Source organism: Chitiniphilus purpureus (genome assembly GCF_025642115.1).
Classification (GTDB): Bacteria; Pseudomonadota; Gammaproteobacteria; order Burkholderiales; family Chitinibacteraceae; genus Chitiniphilus; species Chitiniphilus purpureus.
This window is the reverse complement of the sequence record NZ_CP106753.1, coordinates 2,986,267-3,004,162: the sequence shown is the minus strand read 5'-3', so window position 1 is coordinate 3,004,162 and position 17,896 is coordinate 2,986,267. Positions and strand designations below refer to the sequence as shown.

General features: G+C 65.2%; 19 protein-coding genes. 13 read left to right on the top strand and 6 right to left on the bottom strand.

Going from position 1 to position 17,896, the window contains the following annotated elements; translation table 11 throughout:
* Positions 1-25: 25 nt before the first annotated feature.
* The 12 genes from serC (at position 26) to N8I74_RS13840 (ending at position 9,718) form a co-directional block, all read left to right on the top strand.
* Entirely contained in the window at positions 26-1,105 is a 1,080-nt protein-coding gene (serC, locus tag N8I74_RS13895; protein ID WP_263123704.1) for a 3-phosphoserine/phosphohydroxythreonine transaminase, read from the top strand.
* A 16-nt stretch (positions 1,106-1,121) separates the two neighbouring features.
* Complete coding sequence (locus tag N8I74_RS13890; protein WP_263123703.1) at positions 1,122-1,325, top strand: DUF6677 family protein; 204 nt, start codon at positions 1,122-1,124, stop codon at positions 1,323-1,325.
* A gap of 4 nt (positions 1,326-1,329) precedes the next feature.
* Complete coding sequence (gene pheA / locus N8I74_RS13885) at positions 1,330-2,406, top strand: prephenate dehydratase (protein ID WP_263123702.1); 1,077 nt, start codon at positions 1,330-1,332, stop codon at positions 2,404-2,406.
* Between the two features lie 108 nt (positions 2,407-2,514).
* Complete coding sequence (locus N8I74_RS13880; protein ID WP_263123701.1) at positions 2,515-3,102, top strand: LOG family protein; 588 nt, start codon at positions 2,515-2,517, stop codon at positions 3,100-3,102.
* A 130-nt stretch (positions 3,103-3,232) separates the two neighbouring features.
* Positions 3,233-4,333 carry a histidinol-phosphate transaminase gene (gene hisC, locus N8I74_RS13875; protein WP_263123700.1) on the top strand — a complete coding sequence of 367 codons (1,101 nt, stop codon included), beginning with the start codon at positions 3,233-3,235 and terminating at the stop codon, positions 4,331-4,333.
* A 197-nt stretch (positions 4,334-4,530) separates the two neighbouring features.
* Positions 4,531-4,737 (top strand): hypothetical protein, encoded by a 207-nt coding sequence (locus tag N8I74_RS13870; protein ID WP_263123699.1) that lies wholly within the window; start codon positions 4,531-4,533, stop codon positions 4,735-4,737.
* 109 nt (positions 4,738-4,846) lie between these two features.
* The gene (locus N8I74_RS13865; RefSeq protein ID WP_263123698.1) at positions 4,847-5,707 is read left to right on the top strand and encodes a Tim44 domain-containing protein; all 861 of its coding nucleotides are present in this window, start codon (positions 4,847-4,849) and stop codon (positions 5,705-5,707) included.
* Positions 5,708-5,910: 203 nt separating this feature from the next.
* Complete coding sequence (locus tag N8I74_RS13860) at positions 5,911-6,408, top strand: low molecular weight protein-tyrosine-phosphatase (RefSeq protein ID WP_263123697.1); 498 nt, start codon at positions 5,911-5,913, stop codon at positions 6,406-6,408.
* 239 nt (positions 6,409-6,647) lie between these two features.
* On the top strand, positions 6,648-7,214 hold the full coding sequence (locus tag N8I74_RS13855) for a TMEM165/GDT1 family protein (protein WP_263123696.1): 567 nt from the start codon (positions 6,648-6,650) through the stop codon (positions 7,212-7,214).
* A 66-nt stretch (positions 7,215-7,280) separates the two neighbouring features.
* Positions 7,281-8,573, top strand: a complete 1,293-nt coding sequence (locus tag N8I74_RS13850; RefSeq protein WP_263123695.1) for an NCS2 family permease — start codon at positions 7,281-7,283, stop codon at positions 8,571-8,573.
* A 10-nt stretch (positions 8,574-8,583) separates the two neighbouring features.
* Entirely contained in the window at positions 8,584-9,138 is a 555-nt protein-coding gene (locus tag N8I74_RS13845) for an adenine phosphoribosyltransferase (RefSeq protein ID WP_263123694.1), read from the top strand.
* A gap of 25 nt (positions 9,139-9,163) precedes the next feature.
* Positions 9,164-9,718 (top strand): hypoxanthine-guanine phosphoribosyltransferase, encoded by a 555-nt coding sequence (locus tag N8I74_RS13840; protein WP_263123693.1) that lies wholly within the window; start codon positions 9,164-9,166, stop codon positions 9,716-9,718.
* A 54-nt stretch (positions 9,719-9,772) separates the two neighbouring features.
* On the opposite strand, the gene N8I74_RS13835 is transcribed toward N8I74_RS13840, so the two are convergent.
* From N8I74_RS13835 to N8I74_RS13825, 3 genes are all read right to left on the bottom strand, one after another.
* On the bottom strand, positions 9,773-11,812 hold the full coding sequence (locus N8I74_RS13835; RefSeq protein WP_263123692.1) for a methyl-accepting chemotaxis protein: 2,040 nt from the start codon (positions 11,810-11,812) through the stop codon (positions 9,773-9,775).
* 115 nt (positions 11,813-11,927) lie between these two features.
* Positions 11,928-13,028, bottom strand: coding sequence for an anhydro-N-acetylmuramic acid kinase (locus N8I74_RS13830; protein ID WP_263123691.1), 1,101 nt, complete (start codon positions 13,026-13,028; stop codon positions 11,928-11,930).
* Positions 13,029-13,128: 100 nt separating this feature from the next.
* Positions 13,129-14,436, bottom strand: a complete 1,308-nt coding sequence (locus N8I74_RS13825) for a peptidoglycan DD-metalloendopeptidase family protein (RefSeq protein ID WP_263123690.1) — start codon at positions 14,434-14,436, stop codon at positions 13,129-13,131.
* 115 nt (positions 14,437-14,551) lie between these two features.
* Here N8I74_RS13825 and tyrS point away from each other — a divergent pair, with 115 nt between their 5' ends.
* A complete protein-coding gene (gene tyrS, locus N8I74_RS13820) occupies positions 14,552-15,790 on the top strand; it encodes a tyrosine--tRNA ligase (protein ID WP_263123689.1) in 1,239 nt (412 codons plus the stop codon).
* Positions 15,791-15,850: 60 nt separating this feature from the next.
* Here the strand turns inward: tyrS and N8I74_RS13815 are convergent, their stop codons facing one another.
* The 3 genes from N8I74_RS13815 to N8I74_RS13805 form a co-directional block, all read right to left on the bottom strand.
* A complete protein-coding gene (locus N8I74_RS13815; protein ID WP_263123688.1) occupies positions 15,851-16,051 on the bottom strand; it encodes a Lar family restriction alleviation protein in 201 nt (66 codons plus the stop codon).
* 73 nt (positions 16,052-16,124) lie between these two features.
* Complete coding sequence (locus N8I74_RS13810; protein WP_263123687.1) at positions 16,125-17,021, bottom strand: histone deacetylase family protein; 897 nt, start codon at positions 17,019-17,021, stop codon at positions 16,125-16,127.
* Positions 17,018-17,878 carry a mechanosensitive ion channel family protein gene (locus N8I74_RS13805; protein ID WP_263123686.1) on the bottom strand — a complete coding sequence of 287 codons (861 nt, stop codon included), beginning with the start codon at positions 17,876-17,878 and terminating at the stop codon, positions 17,018-17,020. Before N8I74_RS13805 ends, N8I74_RS13810 begins: the two co-directional genes overlap by 4 nt.
* Positions 17,879-17,896: the final 18 nt, after the last annotated feature.

The window sequence follows — 17,896 nt, the reverse complement described above, 5'->3', positions numbered from 1 at the left end:
CGTTGCCACAGCACAGGAGAACGTGATGACCCAGGTGTACAACTTCAGCTCCGGCCCGGCGGTACTGCCGCGCGAAGTCATGCTGGCTGCCCAGGCCGAGCTGACCGACTGGCATGGCACCGGCATGAGCGTGATGGAAATGAGTCATCGCGGCCGCGAGTTCACGCAGATCATCACCGAGGCCGAGGCGGACCTGCGCAAGCTGCTGGCGCTGCCATCGGACTACACCGTGCTCTTCATGCAAGGGGGCGCGCACTTCCATTTCGCCATGGTGCCGCTCAATCTAGCCCAGGAAGGCGACACGGTCGACTATGTCGATACCGGCCACTGGTCCAGGATCGCGATCAAGGAGGCCCGCCGCTACGCGAACGTGCACGTCGTGGCGAGCGGCGAGGCCGGTCGTTTCACCTCGATTCCTGATGAGGCGCAGTGGCAGCACAGCAGCAAGGCGGCATATCTGCACTATTGCTCGAATGAGACCATCGGTGGCGTCGAGTTTCCGTTCGTGCCGCAATCGCAGGCACCACTCGTCTGCGACATGTCGTCCAACATCCTGTCGCAGCCGCTGGACGTTTCGCGCTTCGGGCTGATTTATGCGGGCGCGCAGAAGAACATCGGACCGTCGGGGCTGACCCTGGCGATCGTGCGCGACGACCTGCTGGGCCGTGCGCGCGCCGCTACGCCGACCATGCTGGATTATCAGGTGCATGCGGCGGCCGATTCGCTTTACAACACGCCGCCCACCTTCGCCATCTATGTTGCCGGCCTTGTGTTCAAGTGGCTGCTCGAACAAGGCGGTCTGGCCGGCATCGCTCAGCGCAACATCGAGAAGGCCGCGCTGCTGTACGAGACGCTGGATGCGTCGGGCTTCTACCATTGCCCAGTGGACAGGCCGTACCGGTCGCGCATGAACGTGCCGTTCCGCCTGACCGAAGACCGCCTGGATGATGCCTTCCTGGAAGGCGCCAAGGCGCGTGGGCTGCTGCAGCTCAAAGGCCATCGCTCGGTCGGCGGCATGCGGGCGTCGATCTACAACGCCATGCCGCTCGAAGGCGTGAAGGCGTTGTGCGACTATCTGCGTGAATTCGAGAAGACGCACGGTTGAAGACGGAGGTGTCGGCATGGCTGGACAGGGTTCGGGCGGCAACGTACTGGCGGCGCTGGCAAGCTTCTTCATCCCGGGGTTGGGTCAGCTGCTGCAAGGGCGGGTGCTCAAGGCTGCACTGATGTTCATCTTTGCGGCGGTGCTCTGGGTGATCTGGCTGGGCTGGCTGATCCACCTGTGGTCGATCGTCGACGCCGCGCTTTTTGATCCGAACAAATAGACCTATGGACCAGGAACAACGACTCAAGCAGGAGCGCGATGCCATCGATGGCATCGACGCACGGATTCTGGAGCTGCTCAACGCGCGTGCCCGGCACGCCCGCACCATCGGCGAGATCAAGGGCGGCGGCGTCGTCTACCGGCCGGAACGGGAAGCGCAGGTGCTTGCACGTATCAAGTCGCTCAACGGCGGGCCATTGTCCGACGAGACCGTGGCCAAGCTGTTCCGTGAAGTCATGTCGGCGTGCCTTGCACTGGAGCGGCCGCTGACCATCGCCTTCCTGGGACCGGAGGGCACCTTCAGCCAGGCCGCGGCGATCAAGCATTTCGGCCACGCAGCGACGACCCAGGCGTGCGCATCGATCGACGAGGCGTTCCGCGCGGTGGAGGCAGGTGCGGCCGACTATGTGGTCGCGCCGGTCGAGAATTCAACCGAGGGGGCCGTCGGGCGCACGCTGGATCTGATGGTCAACACCCCGCTCAGGATCTGCGGTGAGGTGGTGTTGCGCATCCATCACCACCTGCTGCGCGCGGCCGAGGGCAAGCAGGGGATCAACCGGGTGTACTCGCATGCGCAAAGCCTGGCGCAATGCCACGAATGGCTGAACAAGAATCTGCCGGCCGACGTGGCGCGCATCTCGGTGGCGAGCAATGCCGAGGCGGCCCGGCTGGCCAGTCTGGACCCGGATGCCGCGGCGCTGGCAGGCGATGCGGCGGCCGAGCGCTTCGGGCTGTTCAAGCTGGCGCAGAATGTCGAGGACGAGCCGAACAACACCACGCGCTTCCTGGTGCTGGGCCAGCAGCAGACCGGGGTGTCGGGCCGCGATAAGACCTCGCTCGTGCTCTCGGCCTCCAACCGCCCCGGCGCACTGCATGCATTGGTCGAGCCACTGGCGCGTCATGCGGTATCGATGACCAAGTTCGAATCGCGCCCGAGCCGTACCGGATTATGGGAGTACCTGTTCTTCGTCGACGTGGAAGGCCATGCCGATGAACCGGGGCTGCAGCATGCGCTGTCCGAGCTGCGCGCGGTGGCGGCCTTCGTCAAGGTGCTGGGCAGCTATCCGCAGGCAGTGCTCTAGTTTTGCCGGTCGTCCCCGACAGGACGGCCGGGTACGCAGTCCAACGCCATCGTGTACCTGGCCGCATGGCCGGGGTGGGGCGGTACCCTGGATGTAAGGAGAGACCGGATGCAACATGTGGCTGTCTTCTGCGGGGCGCGGCATGGCGGTGAACCCATCTACACCGTGGCGGCGCGCACGCTGGGTGCGATGCTTGCCCAAAGCGGGCGTACCCTGGTGTACGGCGGTGGCAGGGTCGGGCTCATGGGTGAGCTTGCCGATGCGGCGCTGCACGCCGGCGGCCGCGTGATCGGGGTGATTCCGCATTTCATGGTCGAGCGCGAGTTGGCGCATGGCGGCTTGAGCGAGCTGATCGTGGTCGACTCGATGCACGCGCGCAAGGCGCGCATGGTCGAGCTCGCCGATGCCTTCATCGCCATGCCGGGTGGGTTTGGTACGTTGGACGAGTGGTTCGAGATCCTGACCTGGGCCCAGATCGGCCTGCATGGCAAACCGGCCGGGCTGCTCAACGTGGCCGGGTATTTCGATGCCTTGCTGGCGTTCGTGCGTCATGCCGCAGCTCAAGGATTCGTCGCGCCGGCCGAAGTCGAGCGCCTGGTGCTGGCAGGCTCTGCCGACACGCTGCTGGCGGCCTTGGCGGCCATACCGGCTAGCCCGGGACATTGGCGCCGTACCGACGTGTCGGCACGCGGCTGACCGCGCGTCATCGCTGGCGTGCCCTTGGCCGCCGGAAGGGCGGGCCTGCCAGGCTGTGACGCCGCTGCTGGTTCGGCACCGCTGGCGCCCGGTACACTGGCGGTTTTTCCACCTGCCCGTCGGATCGATCATGTCATTGCAGCAGCTTGCCCCGGACCATGTCCGCGCCATCGCCCCTTACCAGCCTGGCAAACCGATCGCGGAACTGGCGCGTGAGATGAATCTGGACCCGGCCCGCATCATCAAGCTGGCCTCCAATGAAAATCCGCTGGGCATGAGCCCGCTGGCACGTGCCGCGGTGGAACGCACGTTGGCCGAGTCGGCGCGCTATCCGGACGGCAACGGTTTCGAGCTCAAGGCCAGGATCGCCCAGAAATTCGGGGTGGCGCCCGAGTGCATCGTACTTGGCAACGGCTCCAATGATGTGCTTGAGCTGATTGCGCGTGCCTTCCTGACCCCAGCCGACTCCTCGGTGTATTCCCAGTATGCGTTCGCGGTGTATCCCCTGGTCACCCAGGCATGTGGCGCCGGCGGCATCGAAGTACGTGCGCAGGACTACGGGCACGATCTGGCCGCGATGCGCGAGGCCATCCGCCCTGGGACCAAGATCGTCTGGATCGCCAACCCCAACAATCCGACCGGAACGCTGGCCCGGCCCGGCGATCTGGTGGAGTTTCTCGAAGGTTGCCCGCAAGACGTGCTGGTGGTGCTGGACGAGGCCTACACCGAATACCTGCCGCGCGAGAGGCGCAGCGATTCGCTGCATTGGCTGAGCCGTTTTCCCAATCTGATCGTGGTACGTACCTTCTCCAAGGCGTACGGCCTTGCGGGGCTGCGTGTCGGCTTCGGCCTGGCGAGCCCCGCCGTGGCCGATATCCTCAATCGCGTCCGGCAGCCGTTCAATGTCAATCTGCTCGCTCAGGTCGCCGCCTGCGCCGCGCTCGATGACTCGGTATTCCTCGCCGACTCGGTGCGCCTGAACAACGATGGCATGCAGCAAGTGACCAGCGCCTTGGTCCGGCTCGGGTTGAGCTTCATTCCCAGTGTGGCCAACTTCGTGACGTTCCACTGTGGCGATGCGCCGGCGCTGAACCGCTTCATGCTGGAACGCGGGGTGATCGTGCGCCCGTTGGCCGGTTACGGCATGCCCGATTCGTTGCGCGTCTCGATCGGCCTGCCCGATGAGAACGCCCGTTTCATCGCCGTGCTGGAAGAGGCGCTGGGGGACTGAGGGGCCAGGAGACCGGCGATCGGGCAAGCTGAACGCCAGGCGCTCGTCCATGCTCTCAGACTCTGTCCCCCGATCTTCGCGGCAGACTTTGACGTGCGGTGCCGCCATTCGACGCCGGGGTCCCCATGTGGGTGCACCGGCCCCGATATTGATGGTGCCGCGCGCCCGCGCTCAGTGGGTTTGCATAGGAGGCGATCATGGATCTGAATCTTGCGCTGCGGCGCGCCGTTGCCTGGCGTCGTGTGTTCCCGGAGCAGGCGGATCTGTCCTGGCACCGCGCCTTGCATGCACGCATCCTGTCTGTACCGGATGCACTGCCCGGCGTGCACCGCGTAGATGTGGCGCTGCAAAAGCCGTTCGACCATGAGACAGGCACACTGTACGACCCGGAAAGGTCATCGTGACAGCGTGCGCGCGCATGCCTGAATGAACTATCCTGATGGGGCAAGGTCCGATGGCAGCCACCGCTGCCAGCGGTTGGAAAATCAGAGTTGAGCAGGGAGATCCGTCGAGATGAAACGTTTATTGATTGCCGTCTTTGCCATGCTGGTCGGGCTGGGTGCGATTGCCGAGGATGCCGAGGCCCGGCGTTTTGGCGGCGGCAAGTCTTCGGGCATGCAGCGCACCGCGCCACAGCGCAATGTCGACCAGGCGCCGGTCCGCCCGCAACAGCCGGTCGGCGCGACGCCCCGCAAGAATTCCTGGCTCGGCCCCATTGCCGGCCTGGCGGCCGGCTTGGGGCTGGCGGCATTGTTCTCCCATCTGGGCCTTGGCGAAGGCTTCGCCAATTTCGTGATGCTGGCGCTCCTGGTGCTGGCGGTGGTGCTGGTGGTGCGCTGGCTGATGCGACGTGCACAGCCGCGTAGTGCGCCACCGCTGCAATACGCAGCAGGCCCCGCGCAATTGGCGCCGATGCCTGGCGCCGCCAAGGACCCGGTGATGCCTACCGCGGGCCTGGCTGGCGGAGCAGGCGGCGCGTCCGCATTCGCTACCCCTTCCTTGCCCCCTGGCTTTGATGGCGAAGGCTTTGCACGCGAAGCCAAGCGAAACTTCATCCGGTTGCAGGCTGCTTATGATGCGGGCGATTTGGAAGACATTCGGACCTTCACATCGCCCGAGATGTTCGCAGAGGTGAAGCTGCAGTTGGCCGAGCGTGGCACCGTGCCGCAGACCACCGACGTGGTGGAGCTGCATGCCCAGGTGATCGAATGCGTCGACGAAGGGCCGCGCTATGTCACCAGCGTGCGCTTCTCGGGGTTGATCCGCGAGGAGCGGAATGCGGCGCCCACGCCGTTCGACGAAACCTGGCACCTGACCAAGCCGCACGACGGCCGGCACGGCTGGGTGGTGGCCGGGATCCAGCAGAACATCTGATCTGGCCTGATGAGCAACGGCCCGCTTGCCATCCGGCGCGGGCCGTTTTCTTTTGGGCTTTGGGCCAAGTGGAGCCGGGCATTCCCGGTGCCTCTTCTCCAAACCCAGGCGGGTCAACGATGGATAGCCAAGGTATTGATTCATTTGAACGCGATTTGACGTGTTCTAATAGATGAGAGTGCTCCGATTTGATGGATAACATCATGATAAAAAAGGAAAGATTCTCGGTATTGTTCATCTGCACCGGCAACATATGCCGCAGCCCCACCGCAGACGGTGTGTTGCGTCATCTCGTACGGCAGGCCGGCCTGCAGGACAGGGTGGAAGTCGATTCGGCCGGCACGCATGACTACCACATCGGTGAAGCGCCCGACCGCCGCACCCAGGCGCATGCGGTCAAGCGCGGTTATGACCTGTGCAGCCTACGCGCGCGCGAAGTGGCATCCGGCGATTTCGCCCGTTTCGATCTGGTGCTGGCGATGGATCGGGGACACTTGGCGTTGCTGCAGCGTCAGTGTCCGGCTGCGTACCGGCACAAGGTCAGGCTGTTCCTGGAGTTCGCCACCCGGCATGGTGAACGCGAGGTGCCGGACCCCTACTATGGCGGTGCCGAAGGGTTCGAGCACGTGCTCGACCTGGTGGAGGACGGCTGCGCCGGCCTGCTTGCGCACGTACGTGAGCAGTTGGTGCTGCAACACTGATCCAGGACAACATTCGCGATTGCGCTGGCAAGGGGGCTTGGCTAGACTGGCGCGCTTTACTCCTTCGGGGGAGTAGCCGACCGCGTGGAGCGATCCGCAGCGGATGGAGGCGTCAACATACTCGGGCAATCGCCCGTGGCGCATCCGGCGCATCGGCGCCTGGCAAGACCTGAGGACGTGCACGGTGCTCCGGGGGCAGCCGCGCGCGGCCTCGTCCTGCCTGCCCCCTGGAGCCGCTTATGGATGCATTCCTGCTTTGCACCGGCGTGGTCGCGCTGGCCGAGATCGGCGACAAGACCCAGTTGCTGGCGCTGATCCTCGCCGCACGGTTCGGCCGCCCATGGCCCATCGTCGCCGGCGTGCTGGTCGCCACCTTGCTCAATCATTTTGCCGCCGCCTGGCTCGGCCAGTGGCTGGCTGCGCTGGTCGATCCGGTCATCGTGCGCTGGATCGTCGGCATCGGCTTTCTGGCCATTGCCCTATGGGCCTGTATTCCGGATCAAATCGATGAGAACGCCACGCCGGTCAAGGCCCGGGGTGCGTTTCTGACCACCACGGTCGCCTTCTTCCTGGCCGAGATTGGGGATAAGACCCAAGTCGCCACAATTGCCCTGGCTGTGAAATACTCGCCGTTGTGGGTCGTGGTGGTCGGCACCACCGCCGGCATGATGATCGCCAATGTGCCCGCTGTATGGCTGGGACGGTGGCTCTCGGCGCGTCTTGGCCTGCTGCGCTACGTGCGGTTTGCGGCCGCAGCGGTGTTTGCGGTGCTGGGCGTGCTTGCGCTGGCGCAGGTGGGCGTCTAGCGTGCAGACAGGTTTCTGGTAACCAACCGACAAATAGATCAGAAGTTCCGCGGGGAGAGAAACCGGATGCTGGAATCGTTTTTCAGGCTAAAGGAACACGGTACCACCGTGCGTACCGAGGTGTTGGCCGGCTTCACCACGTTCCTGACGATGGCCTATATCGTCTTTGTCAACCCGGGCATCCTGTCGCTCACCGGCATGGATTTCAACGCGGTGTTCGTCGCCACCTGCCTCGCGGCGGCATTGGGCACCGCCATCATGGGGCTGGTGGCCAACTATCCGATCGCACTCGCGCCCGGCATGGGCTTGAACGCCTATTTCACCTTCACCGTGGTCAAGGGCATGGGCGTGCCGTGGCAGGTGGCGCTGGGTGCGGTGTTCCTCTCGGGCATCATCTTCCTGGCCGTCAGCCTGTTCAAGGTGCGTGAGGCCATCGTCAACGCCATCCCGCAGTCGCTGAAGTTTGCGATTTCGGCAGGGGTGGGCTTCTTTCTTGCCATCATCGCGCTCAAGAATGCCGGCGTGATCGTCAGCCACCCGGAAACCCTGGTGACCTTGGGCCGTATCCACGCACCGACCACGCTGCTGGCGATCTTCGGCTTCTTTCTGATCGTGGCGCTGGAATACCGCCGCGTGCACGGGTCGATCATCATCGGCATCCTGACCGTGACCGTGCTGTCGGTGGCGCTCGGGCTGTCCGAGTTCAAGGGCGTGTTTTCGCCGCCGCCCTCGCTGGCGCCCACGCTGATGCAGATGGATATCGCCAGCGCGCTCAACGTCGGCTTGCTGGGCGTGGTGTTCGTGTTCTTCTTCGTCGATCTGTTCGATACCACCGGCACGCTGGTCGGGGTATCGCACCGCGCCGGGTTGCTGGACAAGGACGGCAAGCTGCCGCGGCTGAAGAAGGCCCTGCTGGCCGATTCGGTGGCGATCTCGGCCGGTGCCGCGATGGGCACCTCGTCGACCACTGCGTATATCGAATCGGCCGCGGGTACCGCGGTGGGCGGGCGCACCGGTCTGACGGCCGTGGTGGTGGCATTGCTGTTCCTGGCGGCGCTGTTCCTGTCGCCGCTGGCGGCGACAGTGCCCGCCTACGCGACCGCGCCGGCATTGTGTTATGTGGCGGTGCTGATGGCCCGGGGGCTGGCGGAGATCGAGTGGGGTGACCTGACCGAATCGGCACCGGCGGTGATGACCGCACTGGCCATGCCGTTCACCTTCTCGATCGCCGACGGTATCGCGTTCGGTTTCATCAGCTATGTGATGGTCAAGCTGCTGGCAGGCCGATGGCGCGATCTGACCCCGGCGGTGGTGGTGATTGCTGCGCTGTGGGTGGTCAAGTTCGCTTTCTTCCCTTGAGAGATCCGGCATGAGTGATCCCAAGCCGTGGTATGCCGACTATCTGCGGTCCCGCATCCGCACGGTGCCGGATTGGCCGGAGCCGGGCGTGATGTTCCGCGACATCACGCCGCTGTTGCAGGACCCCAAGAGCTTCCGGCTGCTGGTGGACACCTTTGTGCACCGCTATATGGACATGACGCTTGACTTCGTTGCCGGCGTGGACGCGCGCGGTTTCATCCTGGGTTCCGTAGTCGCCTACGAACTCAATCTGGGTTTCGTGCCGATCCGCAAGAAGGGCAAGCTGCCTTATCTGACCGAGGCAGAGGAATACGAGCTGGAATATGGCTCGGCCACCGTCGAGATCCATGCGGACGCCTGCAAGCCCGGGGACCGGGTGTTGCTGATCGACGATCTGGTGGCCACCGGCGGCACCATGATCGCCGCCGCCAAGCTGCTGCAACGGTTGGGCGCCACTGTCGTGGAGGCTGCCGCCATCATCGATCTGCCGGAGCTCGGCGGCTCCAGGTTGATCGCCGAAAAGCATATCCCGCTCTACACCATCTGCGACTTCGCTGGCCATTGAGCCGCCCTTGCCAACAGGAAAAAGCATGACGCTGGAACTGCCCGAAGCCCTGACCATCATCGAAAATGCCGATTGCCTGCACCAGGAGGCCGAAGTGCTCGCCGCGCTCGACGCGATGGCCGCCGCGATGACCGAGCGCCTCGCCAGCAGCAATCCCATCGTCTACACGATCATGAACGGCGGTCTGATCGTGGCCGGGCACCTGCTGCCCCGGTTGCGCTTTCCATTGGAGTGCTCCTACCTGCATGCCACGCGCTACCGGCAGGAAACGTGCGGTGGCGCGCTCAACTGGAAGGTGCCGCCGACCGAGGAGCTCAAGGGCCGCAGTGTGGTGATCATCGACGACATCCTCGACGAGGGGCATACGCTGGCGGCGGTGATCGACTACTGCAAGCGCCAGGGGGCCAAGGAGGTGCTGGTGGCGGTGCTGATCGACAAGCGCCACGACCGCAAGGCACCCGGCGTGACCGCCGATTTCGTCGGCCTTTCGGTGGAGGACCGCTTCCTGTTCGGCTGCGGCATGGACTACCAGGGCTACTGGCGTAACACGCTTGCCATCTACGCGGTGAAGGGGCTGTAGCACGGCGCCGACCCTGCTGTCGGGTGGCGCCTGCCACGGCGTGTGGCAGTCAGGCTAGAGCTTGAACACCGCCATCCTGCCACGCAAGGTCTGGGCCTGCGAGCGCAGTTCGGTGGTCGCATCGCGGTTGGCGGCGGCCGTGCCGTTGTTCTTCTCGGCCAGTTGCGCCACCTCATCCACTCCCTGCGCCAGCTGCGCGGTGGCCGACGATTGCTCACGCGTGGCCCCGGCGATATCGGTCACCACCCGGCTCACGGCATTGGTGTGGTGCTGCACGGTCTTGAGCACGTCGTCGGTATCGGTGGCGGTAAGCACACCCTGGTCCATCAGCTTGGCCACGCCGATGATCTCGTCGGACATCTGCTGCGTCTCGCTGACGATATCGCCGATCAGCTTGCCGATCTGCTGTGTGGATTGCCCGGTGCGTTCGGCCAGTTTGCGTACCTCGTCGGCCACCACCGCAAAGCCACGCCCCTGCTCGCCGGCCCGCGCCGCCTCGATCGCGGCGTTGAGTGCCAGCAGGTTGGTCTGATCGGCGATCTCCTTGATGACGCCGACGATCTGCCTGATTTCACCGGAGCGCTCTCCCAGATGCGAGACCCGCTCGGCCGCGCCCTGTGTCGCTTCGGCGATGTCGCGCATCTGCCCGAGCATCTGCGCCACCTTCTGCTGGCCATCGTTCACTGTCGTCAGCGCCGCCTGGCCGGCCTGTGCGGCACTGGCGGCGTTGTCGGCGATATGGGTGATGCTGACGGAGATCTGCTCCACTGTGCTGGCCATGCTGGTCGCCGACTGGCTCTGGTGCCGGCTTGCCTCGCTCATCCGCGTGCCGGAGTCTTCGAGCGAGGCCGCGGTATGCTCCACCTGTTCGGCCGTGGTGCGGATCTGCGCCACCAGGTGCTCCAGCCTTTCCGCGGCACCATTGAAGCCCAGCGTCAGGCGCTCGATCTCATTGCGACTGGCGGGGTCCGGATGGCCCGGAATCCGGGCCTTCAGATCGCCGCTGCCGAACCGGTCGACCACCGTGGCCATGCTGGCGAGCGGGGCCAATTGTTGCCGCAGCCCCAGGTAGAGCAGCGCCAGGGTGACAAGGCCCAGCAACACGCTCAGCCACAGCAGGCGGTTGCGCAGTGCGATGCTGTCCTCGATGAATTCGTCGACGAAGCTGCCGGTGCCGACGATCCAGCCCCAATCGGGCAGTTCGGCATAGGCGATCATCTTGGTCGCCGCCTCACCCTGCGCATTGGGCCAGTTGTAGGTGTGCCGGCCCGAGCGGGTCTGCACCAGCTGCTTGATCGTGGCCAGCTCTTCGCCTTGCAGCACCTCGCCGGCCATCTTGCCTTGCAGGGTGGGGTGGCTGATGAACTGGGCCACGCCCTCGTCATTGCTGGGGGCGAGCACAAAGACATACCCGGTCTTGCCCACCACCACTTCCTTGAGCATCTGGCGCAGTACCGCGATCTCTTCGTTCAGCGCGGTGCGCACCTGGTACCAACCGGTGACGTTGCCGGCGGCATCGCGCAACGGCGTGGCCTGGGTCATGAAGTATTCGCCGTTGCGCAGCACCAGGCCGGTATAGTCCCGGCCCTGGGCAATGGTCTGGGGCACCGGGTCATCCGGCTTCACCTCGCTGCCCACCTGGGATTTGCCGTCCTTTTTCAGCAAGGTGGCGATCCGGCGCCAGTGCCCCTGGGCATCCTTGACGACAATGGCGGCCTCGCCACCCGTTTGCGCCTTGTAGCGCTCGAGCAGATCGATGCGGCCGTTCAGGGTCTCGCCACCTGCAGTGACCAGCGGCGCCATCGTCTCGCCCGTCTGCACCGGTTCGGTGCCTACTTCGATCGGGCCGGGCAGCTGTCGGGCGAAGAGCTCAAGACTGCCGCGCGAGCGCAGCACCGCGCCGCGATAGGCGACGTCCAGCGTACCCTTGACCAGCTTGAGCTGATCGTTCAGCTCCTTGTCCACCACGTCCAGCGCGGTATGGCGCACGCTGAAGCTGGTGAACATGATCAGCACACCGAAGATCGCGAAACAGACGACAAAGCCGAGCGCAAGGATGCGCTCGACGATCGGGCGCTGTCGAAAGCCGGCCATGACATGACTCCAGAATGCACAAGGACTGTGCTCGTTATAAGCCACAGATCACATCGGCGCAGCCAGGGTCACGCATCCGACAGGTCCGGTCGGGGCCGGGCCGGCGGTGGAAGAGTCAGGCCTGCCAGATTGCGCCAAGCAGGCGCGGGCCCTTGGCGCCGGTTGCCTGCGGCAGGTTGCCGGGGCGGCCGGCAAGGCAGCGCCAGGCCAGCCAGGCGAACGCATAGGCTTCGACCCAGTCCGGGTCCATGCCCAGTGCGGCGGTGCTGGCAAGCGGGATGCCGGGCAGCGCCTGGGCAAGCTGCTGCAGGAGCTGCGCATTGTGCACCCCACCGCCGCAGACATAGACCTCGTCGACCTGGGGTGCCTGCAGCAGGATGGCTTCGGCCACGCTGTGTGCGGTCAGTGCCACCAAGGTGGCCTGCACGTCCTGCGGTGCGTCGTTGCGGCCCAGCAGGCGCCGTGTGAGCCATTGTGCGTGGAACAGATCGCGCCCGGTGCTTTTGGGGGCGGGCAGGGCGAAATAGGGCTCGGCCAGCAGCAGTGCCAGCAGATCGGGCAGGACCTGACCGCCGGCGGCCCATGCGCCGCCGCTGTCAAAACGCTGGCCGCGGTGCTGTTCCACCCATAGATCGAGCAATACGTTGCCCGGGCCGGTGTCGAATCCGGTGGCTTCGCCACCCGGGGGCAGATCGGTCAGGTTGGCGATGCCGCCGATGTTGACGATCACGCGATGCCGCAGCGGGTCGGCAAACAGCGCCTGGTGGCAGGCCGGCACCAGCGGTGCCCCTTGCCCGCCTGCGGCCACGTCACGCGAGCGGAAGTCGCCGACCACGCTGATGCCGGTCAGCTCGGCAAGGCGCGCATTGTTGCCCAGCTGTACCGTGTAGCCCCGTTCGGGGCGATGACGCACCGTCTGACCGTGATTGCCGATCGCCGCCACCTGATGCGGGTCCAAACCGGCGCGCAGCAACAGGGCAAGCACCGCCTCGGCATAACAGTCGGCCAGCAGATTGCCCGCATGCGCGGCCAGATCGATCTCATCCGGGCCTGGGGTCTGCAATGCCAGCAGCAGCCGGCGCAGCTCGGCGGGCAGCGCCTGGCCTTGCGCCGCAAGCAGCGTTGGCGCTGGGCCGCTGAAATCGATCAGCGCGGCGTCGATGCCATCCAGGCTGGTGCCGGTCATCAGACCGATGTAGTAGGACTGCTGGGACATGGCGCGGGTGAGGAGGGGGTGAAAGGATGCAGTGTAAGGGGCGCCGGCGGGTGCCGCGCCGCCGTCCGGCACGGCACGGCGGCACCCGGTCGGGGTGCGCTCAGCGTGCGCGGGCCAGATCGATGCGTGCCATCAGCTCAAGCCGGCCTTGCAGCGGCTGCATCTGATCGCGGAAGCGCGCGAATTGGCGGGCATCGAGCGTGTGGGACTTGGGCAGGTTGAGTTTGGAGGGGTCCACCTGATTGCCGGCGATCTTGAACTCGTAGTGCAGGTGCGGACCGGTGGCGCGCCCGGTGCTGCCGACGAAACCGATGATGTCGCCCTGCCTGACGTGTTGTCCATTCCTGATCCCGGCCGCGAAGCCGTTTAGATGACCGTAGAGCGTGCTGTATGCACCATGGTGTTTGATCTCCACGGCATTGCCGTAGGCGCCCTTGCGCCCGGCGAAGGTGATCACCCCGTCGGCGGCGGCCCGGATCCGCGTGCCGGTGGGTGCCGCATAGTCGATCCCCTTGTGCGCCCGCCATTCCTTGAGGATGGGATGAAAGCGCATCGAGAAGCCCGACGAGATCCGCGAGAACTCGACCGGGGTCTGCAAGAAGCTTTTCTTGAGGCTCTCGCCCTTGAGCGAGTAGTAGGCGCCTTCGCCCGGGCGCGTTTCGTGCCAGACCGCCGAGAGTTTGCGCCCGGCATTGACGAACTCGGCGGCAAGGATACGGCCGGTCCTGACGGTCTGCCCGTCGAGCGAAAAGGTCTCGTACACCACGCCGAAGCGGTCGCCCTTCTGCAGGCGGCGGTGAAAGTCGATCTCGCCTTCAAAGATCTCGACCAACTGACGGGTGACCTCGTCGGGCAGCCCGACCCGGTCGGTGGCGGCGAACAGCGAGCTCGTGATGGTACCGGATCTGAATTCGCTTTCCCGCAACAGCTCGGCCGGCGCTTCGTTGACGCTGAAGCCGGTGCCGCTGGGACGCACCGTGATCTCGCTGCCGGCGCCGGTCACATAGCGCAGCTGCAGCAGCCGCCCATCCGGCGTGGTCTGTGCCCGGATCACCCGGCCGCTGTGCAATTCATAAAGGGGCTTGGCTGCCGGATCGGTGCGGATGAACTGCTTGGCCGCATCGTCATCCACGCCGAGTTTGGCGATCAGCGCGCCCAGCGTATCGCCGGAGCGTATCGTCTCCTCGCGCCAGAACGGCGTGTCGGTGATACGGGCGGCAAGATCGGGCGAGGGCAGCGATTCGGTGACCGGAACGACGGCGACCGCCTGCTGCGGGCCGAATTCCGCCACGCCGTAGGCGCCGAACGTGATCATCATGGGCAACGCGACCGCAGCCGCCAGCCAGCCCTTGCGCGCGCCGCGATGGGAGCTGGCGGGCTTTTCGGATAGAATTTGCTGTTGGTACATCGTGTTATGCAGGCTTCCAAGTGCGCGGCTAGCGTAACAAAACTTGCGTCGCGTGCCAAATCGGTTTTTGAATAAATCCTTTTATTTCCATAGGCTTACCTGCCGCTGATCTCCCATGGCCGAACAAGAACAGACCCCGTTGCATCCGGAAATCCAGGCTGCGCTCGCCATCATCAAGCGCGGCGTCGAAGAATTGATCCCGGAAGAAGACCTGATCCGCAAGCTCGAAAAAAGCCGTAGCAGCGGCGTGCCGCTCAAGATCAAGGCCGGGTTCGATCCGACGGCGCCGGATCTGCACCTTGGCCATACCGTGCTGATCAACAAGCTGCGGCAGCTGCAAGACCTCGGACATACCGCACAGTTCCTCATCGGTGATTTCACCGGTCGAATCGGCGATCCGACCGGCAAGAATGCGACCCGCCCGCCGCTGACCGAAGCGGATGTCAAGCGTAATGCCGAGACCTATGAGCGCCAAGTGTTCAAGATCCTGGACCGCGCACGCACCGAAGTGCTGTTCAACAGCACATGGCTGACCGGGCTTGGCGCTGCCGGCATGCTCAAGCTGGCCTCCAGCATCACCGTGGCGCGCATGCTGGAGCGTGACGATTTCTCAAAGCGCTTCTCCGCCAACCAGCCGATCGCGGTCCATGAATTCATGTATCCGTTGCTGCAGGGTTACGACTCGGTGGCGATGGGGTGCGACATGGAGCTGGGTGGCACCGACCAGAAATTCAACCTGCTGATGGGCCGCATGCTGCAGCAGCAGCATGGGCAGGCGCCGCAGGTGGTGCTGATGATGCCGCTGCTTGAAGGGCTGGACGGCGTGAACAAGATGTCCAAGTCACTGGGCAACTACATTGGCATCGACGAGCCGCCCGGCGAGATCTTCGGCAAGGTGATGAGCGTATCCGACACACTGATGTGGCGCTACTACGAGTTGCTGTCGTTCCGGCCGATGGACCAGATCGACGGTTTCAAGCGCGAGATCGACGTGGGGCGCAATCCGCGGGATATCAAGGTGTTGCTGGCGCAGGAGCTGGTGGCGCGCTTTCACGGCCAGCCGGCCGCCGAAGCGGCGCTGGCCGATTTCGAGGCGCGTTTCCAGAAGGGCGCGATCCCGGACGAGATGCCCGAGTTCACGCTGCCAGCCGATGGTGGCGGCCTGATGGTGACTGCGGTGCTCAAGGAAACGCAGTTGTGCCCGTCGACGAGCCAGGCAATGCGCGACATCCAGGCCGGCGCGGTCAAGCTCAACGGCGAGAAGGTCGCCGACAAGGGGCTGTTGCTGGCCCGGGGCGAAACGGTGGTGCTGCAGGTGGGCAAGCGCAAGTTCGCCCGGGTCACCATCGCCTGAACCCCGCCGCTTTGGATCGGCAAGCCGCCTGCGGGCGGCTTTCCTGCATCCGGCGGTGGCCTAGTGCCGGCTGTTCCAGTTACGGATCGCTTCCTTACGGCTGTTGGCCTGCAGGCCGATGGCGCTGCAATTGCCATTGCGGCCGAACTTGGCGCACTGCACCCAGTAGCGGTTGGAGCCGGATTTGATCACCTCGGCCGGTGCGCCGCATTTGGCGCAGGGCTGGGGGGCGAGGGCAGTCAGGTCGGGTGGGGCGGTCATTGCGGATTTCCTGCTACGTCGGTGCGCGCATTGTAGCCAGCGTGCCAGGTGTGGGGCGAGCACAGGGGCGTTGTCATGCCGGTGCGAAGCGTCCCACTGCCGCGCGCACGGTGCCGGCCTGGATCGCCACGGTGTCGCTGATCGGCGTGGCGTAGCCGCCGCCCATGGTGATGGCAAGCGGCACACCGAAGCGGCGGCATGATTCGATCACCAGCGTATCGCGCTCGGCGAGCCCCGCCCGGGTCAATGCCAGTCGCCCGAGCCGGTCGCCGGCATAGCTGTCGGCACCCGCGAGGTACAGCACCAGATCCGGCCTGGCCAAGGCAAAAAGCTGCGGCAGCGCGCCGGCCAGCTGCGCCAGGTAGTCGGCGTCACCGGTGCCGTCCGGCAGTTCGATGTCCCAGTCGCTGGATTCCTTCTGGAATGGAAAATTGTGGCGGCCATGCATCGAGAAGGTGAACAGCCGGGCCTCGTCCGCCAGCATGGCCGCAGTGCCGTTGCCCTGATGCACATCCAGGTCGATGACCAGTGCGGTGGCGAGCGCCCCTTCGGCCTGCAGGAGCTTGAGCGCCACCGCGGTGTCGTTGAACACGCAAAAGCCGCTGCCATGATCGGCATAGGCATGGTGCGTGCCACCGGCAAGGCTGATGCCGCAACCGCCGTCCAGTGCGCTGCGGCAGGCGGCGATCGTGGCGCCCACCGAGCGGCGCGAACGGATCACCAGCTGTGGCGACCAGGGCAACCCGAGCATGCGCTCTTCGGCCGCGGTCAGGTTGCCATGCTCCAGCTTCTGCAGGTAGGCCATGCCATGCGCGCATTGCAACATCGCGTCGCTGGCGGCCGGGGCGGTATCGATCAGATGGCCGGCAAATGTTGCCACCGCCGTGTGCAGCAGCGCGTACTTCTCGACCGGAAAGCGGTGCCCGGCCGGCAGTGGCAGCGCGAACTGGTCAGTGCGATAGATCCTCACGCCGGTGCTGCAGGGTCGGCCTCGGCCGCCGCGCCGTGCGCGGCGGCCAGCACCGCGCGCAGGATGCGCTGCTCGATCCGGGCCCGCTGGCCGAGCGGCACCGGCAGCTGCAAATGCAGGCTGACCGCTTCGCGATCGTCCAGCGACAGCAGCAGGCGCGGCTCCAGCGCCGCGCTCTCCAGCGCCTGGCCACGCTGCAGCTCGCGCGCATGCTTGTCCAGGTCGTCCGCGTATTCGGCCACCACCGCGTGCGCGGCTTCGAGCATCGCGTGTTCCGCTGCCGCCCAGTCCTCGCCGCGGTTGAGATTGACGTGCACGGTGTGCATCACATAGCTGCCCAGCATGGTCTCGTTGAACACCGGATGTGACAACACGAGGCTGTTGGGGAAGGTGATGCCGCGTCCCACTGTGCCTTTGCGCGCCACGACCTGGCTCGATTCGATCAGCGTAGTCGACAGCAGATTGATGTCGATCACCTGCCCACGCAGCCCATTGATCTCGATGCGATCGCCAACCGCATAGGCATGCGTGCTGGTGCGATAGATGGCGCCGATCATGCACAGGATGATTTCCCTGGTGGCCAGCACGATGGCGGCAGCGATGGCGACCAGCGATACGGCCAGCGTCTCGATCTCCTTGGCCCAGATCAGCACCATGCCGATCATCGCCACCACCAGGGTGCCGTTGCGCAGGTTGACCAGCCAGCGCAGCTTCACCTCCGGCCCGAAGTCATCGCGCTTGAGGATGGCGTGCCGTGTCAGCGAGCGCAGCACCAGCAGTGCCACGAGAAAGATCAGCGACGCTGCCAGGTCGCGCAGGAACATCTTGTCGATGAAGTCGGGAAGCCAGGCCGGCATGGGAATCCGTGCAAGAAT

Excerpts from the sequence above, each read along its gene's own strand:
- serC (WP_263123704.1), top strand. The coding sequence starts at position 26 with ATGACCCAGGTGTACAACTTCAGCTCCGGCCCGGCGGTACTGCCGCGC.
- N8I74_RS13890 (WP_263123703.1), top strand. The coding sequence starts at position 1,122 with ATGGCTGGACAGGGTTCGGGCGGCAACGTACTGGCGGCGCTGGCAAGC.
- pheA (WP_263123702.1), top strand. The coding sequence starts at position 1,330 with ATGGACCAGGAACAACGACTCAAGCAGGAGCGCGATGCCATCGATGGC.
- N8I74_RS13880 (WP_263123701.1), top strand. The coding sequence starts at position 2,515 with ATGCAACATGTGGCTGTCTTCTGCGGGGCGCGGCATGGCGGTGAACCC.
- hisC (WP_263123700.1), top strand. The coding sequence starts at position 3,233 with ATGTCATTGCAGCAGCTTGCCCCGGACCATGTCCGCGCCATCGCCCCT.
- N8I74_RS13870 (WP_263123699.1), top strand. The coding sequence starts at position 4,531 with ATGGATCTGAATCTTGCGCTGCGGCGCGCCGTTGCCTGGCGTCGTGTG.
- N8I74_RS13865 (WP_263123698.1), top strand. The coding sequence starts at position 4,847 with ATGAAACGTTTATTGATTGCCGTCTTTGCCATGCTGGTCGGGCTGGGT.
- N8I74_RS13860 (WP_263123697.1), top strand. The coding sequence starts at position 5,911 with ATGATAAAAAAGGAAAGATTCTCGGTATTGTTCATCTGCACCGGCAAC.
- N8I74_RS13855 (WP_263123696.1), top strand. The coding sequence starts at position 6,648 with ATGGATGCATTCCTGCTTTGCACCGGCGTGGTCGCGCTGGCCGAGATC.
- N8I74_RS13850 (WP_263123695.1), top strand. The coding sequence starts at position 7,281 with ATGCTGGAATCGTTTTTCAGGCTAAAGGAACACGGTACCACCGTGCGT.
- N8I74_RS13845 (WP_263123694.1), top strand. The coding sequence starts at position 8,584 with ATGAGTGATCCCAAGCCGTGGTATGCCGACTATCTGCGGTCCCGCATC.
- N8I74_RS13840 (WP_263123693.1), top strand. The coding sequence starts at position 9,164 with ATGACGCTGGAACTGCCCGAAGCCCTGACCATCATCGAAAATGCCGAT.
- N8I74_RS13835 (WP_263123692.1), bottom strand. The coding sequence starts at position 11,812 with ATGGCCGGCTTTCGACAGCGCCCGATCGTCGAGCGCATCCTTGCGCTC.
- N8I74_RS13830 (WP_263123691.1), bottom strand. The coding sequence starts at position 13,028 with ATGTCCCAGCAGTCCTACTACATCGGTCTGATGACCGGCACCAGCCTG.
- N8I74_RS13825 (WP_263123690.1), bottom strand. The coding sequence starts at position 14,436 with ATGTACCAACAGCAAATTCTATCCGAAAAGCCCGCCAGCTCCCATCGC.
- tyrS (WP_263123689.1), top strand. The coding sequence starts at position 14,552 with ATGGCCGAACAAGAACAGACCCCGTTGCATCCGGAAATCCAGGCTGCG.
- N8I74_RS13815 (WP_263123688.1), bottom strand. The coding sequence starts at position 16,051 with ATGACCGCCCCACCCGACCTGACTGCCCTCGCCCCCCAGCCCTGCGCC.
- N8I74_RS13805 (WP_263123686.1), bottom strand. The coding sequence starts at position 17,878 with ATGCCGGCCTGGCTTCCCGACTTCATCGACAAGATGTTCCTGCGCGAC.